At 72.2% G+C, this 4,406-nt stretch carries 4 protein-coding genes and 1 pseudogene; 4 read left to right on the top strand and 1 reads right to left on the bottom strand.

The window, feature by feature from the left end:
* Positions 1–580 (bottom strand): annotated as a pseudogene (locus tag DI269_RS13605) (SAM-dependent methyltransferase); the annotation flags it as partial.
* 126 nt (positions 581–706) lie between these two features.
* On the opposite strand from DI269_RS13605, the gene DI269_RS13600 reads away from it, so the two are divergent.
* Genes DI269_RS13600 through DI269_RS13585 form a run of 4 tightly spaced genes read left to right on the top strand, consistent with a single transcriptional unit; the run spans position 707 to position 4,345 of the window.
* Positions 707–1,609 (top strand): Rossmann-like and DUF2520 domain-containing protein, encoded by a 903-nt coding sequence (locus DI269_RS13600; protein ID WP_112136719.1) that lies wholly within the window; start codon positions 707–709, stop codon positions 1,607–1,609.
* Positions 1,606–2,433: a pantoate--beta-alanine ligase gene (gene panC, locus DI269_RS13595; protein WP_112136717.1), complete on the top strand. Its 828-nt coding sequence runs from the start codon at positions 1,606–1,608 to the stop codon at positions 2,431–2,433. The genes DI269_RS13600 and panC overlap by 4 nt, the downstream gene beginning before the upstream one ends.
* Complete coding sequence (gene panD, locus DI269_RS13590) at positions 2,430–2,852, top strand: aspartate 1-decarboxylase (RefSeq protein WP_112136715.1); 423 nt, start codon at positions 2,430–2,432, stop codon at positions 2,850–2,852. The genes panC and panD overlap by 4 nt, the downstream gene beginning before the upstream one ends.
* A gap of 11 nt (positions 2,853–2,863) precedes the next feature.
* Positions 2,864–4,345 (top strand): S10 family peptidase, encoded by a 1,482-nt coding sequence (locus DI269_RS13585; protein WP_112136712.1) that lies wholly within the window; start codon positions 2,864–2,866, stop codon positions 4,343–4,345.
* Positions 4,346–4,406 lie beyond the last annotated feature (61 nt).

Here is a 4,406-nt window from a genome sequence, read left to right as displayed (position 1 = left end):
GGCGGCCGGTGAGGCCGCGCCAGGCGTCGTCGCGGGGGCGGCCGATCTCGGCGCGCTCGCCCGGGGCCTCGATCGGCCACCACCGGTCGAGCCAGCGCTCGTCGTCGGCGTCGAGGCGCCCGCCGGGCCTGGTCGCGCCGCCCGGGTCGACCTCCTCGTAGCGGCGCCGGCCCTCGGCGTCGACGAGGGCGACGTCGCAGGGGATGTTGTCGAGCAGCTCGCAGGCGATGACGAGCCCCGTGACGCGTTCGGGGGCCTCATTGCGCCAGGCGATGCGCTCGGGCAGGCCCGCGGGGCGCGGGCGCAGTTCGACGGCGGTGAGGTTGACGCGGCCGGGGAGGAACCCGGCGAGGTGCTCCAGGAGGTCGCCGCCGCCGGCGCCGACGTCGACGACGGTGAAGTCGGCGGGCCGGCCCAGGCGGGCGTCGGCCTCGTCGGCGACCGCAGCGACGGCTTCGGCGAAGGCACGGGTCTGGGCGCTGGTCGCGAAGTGGTGGGCGGGGAGTTCGCGCCGGTAGAAGCCCCCGGGGCCGTAGAGGGCACGCGCCATCGCGGTGCCCCACCGCTCGAACGCGCTCATCGACCGACCCTATGGGGCGAGTGAGAATCCCCACTCGGGGGCTCCCGGACTGGCGTTGCCGTTTCGGAGACGCACAATTAACGCGTAAGCAATGACCGGTACCTTCCGAAGGACTGGATCAGCATCATGGATCAGCAGCGCACCGGCGCGTCGCAGCGGCCCGCCTCACGGCTCGCCGTCGGCGTCGTCTCCGCGGGCAGGGTCGGCTCCGTCGTCGGGGCGGCCCTCACCCGCGCCGGCCACCGCGTGGTGGCCGCCTCCGCCGTATCCGAGGACTCCCTCAAGCGCGCCGCCCGGCACCTGCCCGGCGCCGAGATCCTCCCTCCCCCCGACGTGGCCGCCGCCGCGGACCTGGTGCTCGTCGCCGTCCCCGACGACGCGATCGGCCCGCTCGTGGCCTCCCTGCCGGTGCGGCCCGGCCAGATCTGGGTCCACACCTCCGGCGCGCTCGGCGTCGAGGCCCTGCGGCCCGCCCGCGACGCCGGGGCGCTCACCGTGGCGCTCGCGCCCGCGATGACGTTCACCGGGCGCGAGGAGGACCTGGAGCGCCTGAACGGGATCTCGTGGGCGATCACGGGCGAGGCCGAGGCCCGCTTCGTGGGCGAGGCCCTGGTCCTGGAGATGGGCGGGGAGCCCGAGCACGTCGACGAGGCCGACCGGGCCCGCTACCACGCGGCCCTCGTCTACGCCGCGAACCACCTCATGACGCTCGTCAACGACGCCGCCGACCAGTTGCGCGCCATCGGGATCGCGAACCCCGAGCGGCTCATGGAGCCGCTGGTGTCGGCGTCGCTCGACAACGCCCTGCGCCACGGCGACGCGGCCCTGACCGGCCCGGTGTCGCGGGGCGACGCGGGCACGGTCGCCAAGCACCTCAAAGCACTCGAAGGCACCGGCATCGCCGGGACCTACCGGGCCATGGCCCGGCGCACCGCCGAGCGCGCCCTCGACTCCGGGCGCCTCAAGAGCGCCGACGCCGAGGGCCTGCTCGACGTGCTCGCCCACCCCGACGAGGAGGAGACCCCATGACGGCGGTCGTGCATTCGAAGGCCGACCTGGCGAAGGCCCGCGCGGCCCTGCCCGGACGCGTCGCGGTCGTCCCCACCATGGGGGCGCTCCACGACGGCCACCGCGCGAACTTCAAGCGCGCCAAGGAGATCGCCGATTCGGTGATCGTCACGGTGTTCGTCAACCCGCTTCAGTTCCGCCCGAACGAGGACCTCGACAAGTACCCGCGGACCCTCGACGCCGACCTGGCGATGTGCGAGGCCGAGGGCGTCGACCTGGTGTTCGCCCCGAGCGTGAACGAGATGTACCCCGAAGGGCGCGAAGGGCTCACGACCGTGCACGCCGGGCCGGACGGGGAGCTTCTCGAAGGCGCCTCGCGGCCCGGGTTCTTCACCGGGGTGCTCACCGTGGTCTCGAAGCTGTTCCACCTGACGCGGCCCGACGCGGTCTGCTTCGGGGAGAAGGACTTCCAGCAGCTGGCGATGGTCCGCCGCATGGTCCGCGACCTCGACATGGGGATCGACGTCGTCGCCGTGCCCACCGACCGCGAGGGCGACGGCCTGGCCCGCTCCAGCCGCAACGTGTTCCTGTCCGCGGCCGAGCGCGCCGCCGCGCTGGCCATCCCCCGCGCGATCGGGGCCGCGCAGGCCTCCCCCGACCCGCTCGCCGCCGCCCGGGAGGTCCTGGCGGCCGAGCCCGGCCTGGACGTCGACTACGTCGCCGTCAGGTCGAACGACCTCGGCGAGGCCCCCGACCGGGGCCCGGCGAGGCTGCTCATCGCCGCGAAGGCGGGCACGACCCGCCTGATCGACAACGCCCCCGTCAACATTGGAGACGCCCGATGATCCGGACCATGTTCAAGTCGAAGATCCACCGCGCCACCGTCACGCAGGCCGACCTGCACTACGTCGGCTCGGTCACGGTGGACGCGGACCTGCTCGACGCCGCCGACATCCTCGACGGCGAGCAGGTCGCCATCGTCGACATCACCAACGGCTCGCGCCTGGAGACCTACACGATCGCGGGCGAGCGCGGCTCGGGCGTGATCGGGATCAACGGGGCGGCCGCCCGCCTCGTCGCCTCCGGAGACCTTGTGATCCTCATCTCATACGCGCAGATGGAGGACGCGGAGGCCCGCTCGTACACCCCCACGGTCGTTCACGTGAACGAGCGCAACGAGATCATCGAGGTCAACGCCGACAAGGCCCACCCCGCCCCCGGGACCGCGGGCAACGCGGTGGCGTCTCCACTAGCCGAGCGGTAAGTTACAGACTCATGAGCGAAGAACCCAAGAACGAGACCGCCGAGAACGAGGCCGTCGAGGGCAAGAAGGCCGACAAGCCCGAGCCCGCCGACGACCTCAAGACCACCCGTCACACCCTCGGGGACCTCTCCTACACCGCCACCACCGGGCGCATCGTGTTCCACGAGGAGGTCACCGAGGACGACAAGTTCAACGGCCGCAAGCCCAAGGCCGAGGTGTCCATCACGTACTACACCCTCGACGACGCCGAGGTCACCGACCGCCCGGTCACCTTCGCGTTCAACGGCGGCCCCGGATCCTCCTCCATCTGGCTGCACATGGGCCTGCTCGGCCCGCGCCGCGTCGACTCCGGCGACGCCGGGGACCTCACCCCGCCCCCGTACGGCCTCCTCGACAACGAGGAGACCCTCCTGCGCCACACCGACCTGGTGTTCATCGACCCGATCTCCACCGGCTGGTCGCGCGCCGTCGAGGGCAGCAACCCCCGCGACTACCACGGCTTCACCAAGGACATCGAGTCCGTCAGCGAGATCATCCGCCTGTGGACCACGCGGAACAACCGCTGGCTCTCGCCGAAGTTCCTCATCGGCGAGTCCTACGGCGGCACCCGCGGCGCCGGCATCGCCGAGTACCTGCTGACCCGGTTCGGCATGGCGCTCAACGGCGTCATGTTCATCGCCCCGGCGTTCAACATGGAGACGCTGTTCCACACCAGCCGCTCCGACCTGCCCGGCCCGCTGTTCCTCCCCATGTACGCGGCCACCGCGCACTACCACGGACTCCACCCCGACCGCGACCTCGACGACCTCGTCGCCGAGGCCCGCGCCTACGCCGACGAGTACCGCGCCGTCCTCGCCAAGGGCCAGAACCTCGACCCCGCCGAGCGCGCCGCCGCCGTCACCAAGGTCGCCTCGCTCACCGGCGTCTCCGAGGAGTACGTCGACCAGGCCAACCTGCGCCTGGAGCACACCCGCTTCTACGCGGAGCTCCTGCGCCACAAGCGCCTGGTCACCGGCCGCCTCGACACCCGGTTCACCGGCCCCGCCGACCACTACACGTACGAGAAGATGCCGTACGACCCGTTCCTGGTCGGCACCGACGGCCCGTACACGGCCGCGCTCCAGCACTACGTGCGCACCGAGCTCGAATACGAGAACGAGCACGTCTACGAGCGGCTCTCGCGCGCCGTCCACCCGTGGTCCTACAAGGAGTTCGAGGGCGAGGCCGTCGACGTCATCGGCAAGCTCGGCAACGCCATGCGCCTCAACCCGCACATGAAGGTCCACGTCGCCATGGGCCGCTACGACGGCGGCGTCCCCGTCGAGGCCATCGAGTACACCCTCGACCACCTGGAGATCCCGCTCGAATACCGCGCGAGCATCGAGACGAAGACCTACCCGGCCGGCCACATGATGTACGTGCACGAGGAATCGCGCCTCCAGCAGTCCGCCGACCTGGCCGACTTCGTCCAGCGCGCCTCGGCCCGGGGCTGACCGCACCCGTGACCACCGCGAACCCGGGCCCGGCCGGCACCGCACCACGCGGCGCCGGCCG

Origin of the sequence: Glycomyces dulcitolivorans (assembly GCF_003265355.1) — a bacterium.
Taxonomy (GTDB): domain Bacteria; phylum Actinomycetota; class Actinomycetes; order Mycobacteriales; family Micromonosporaceae; genus Glycomyces; species Glycomyces dulcitolivorans.
This window is presented reverse-complemented; position numbering and strand designations above follow the sequence as displayed.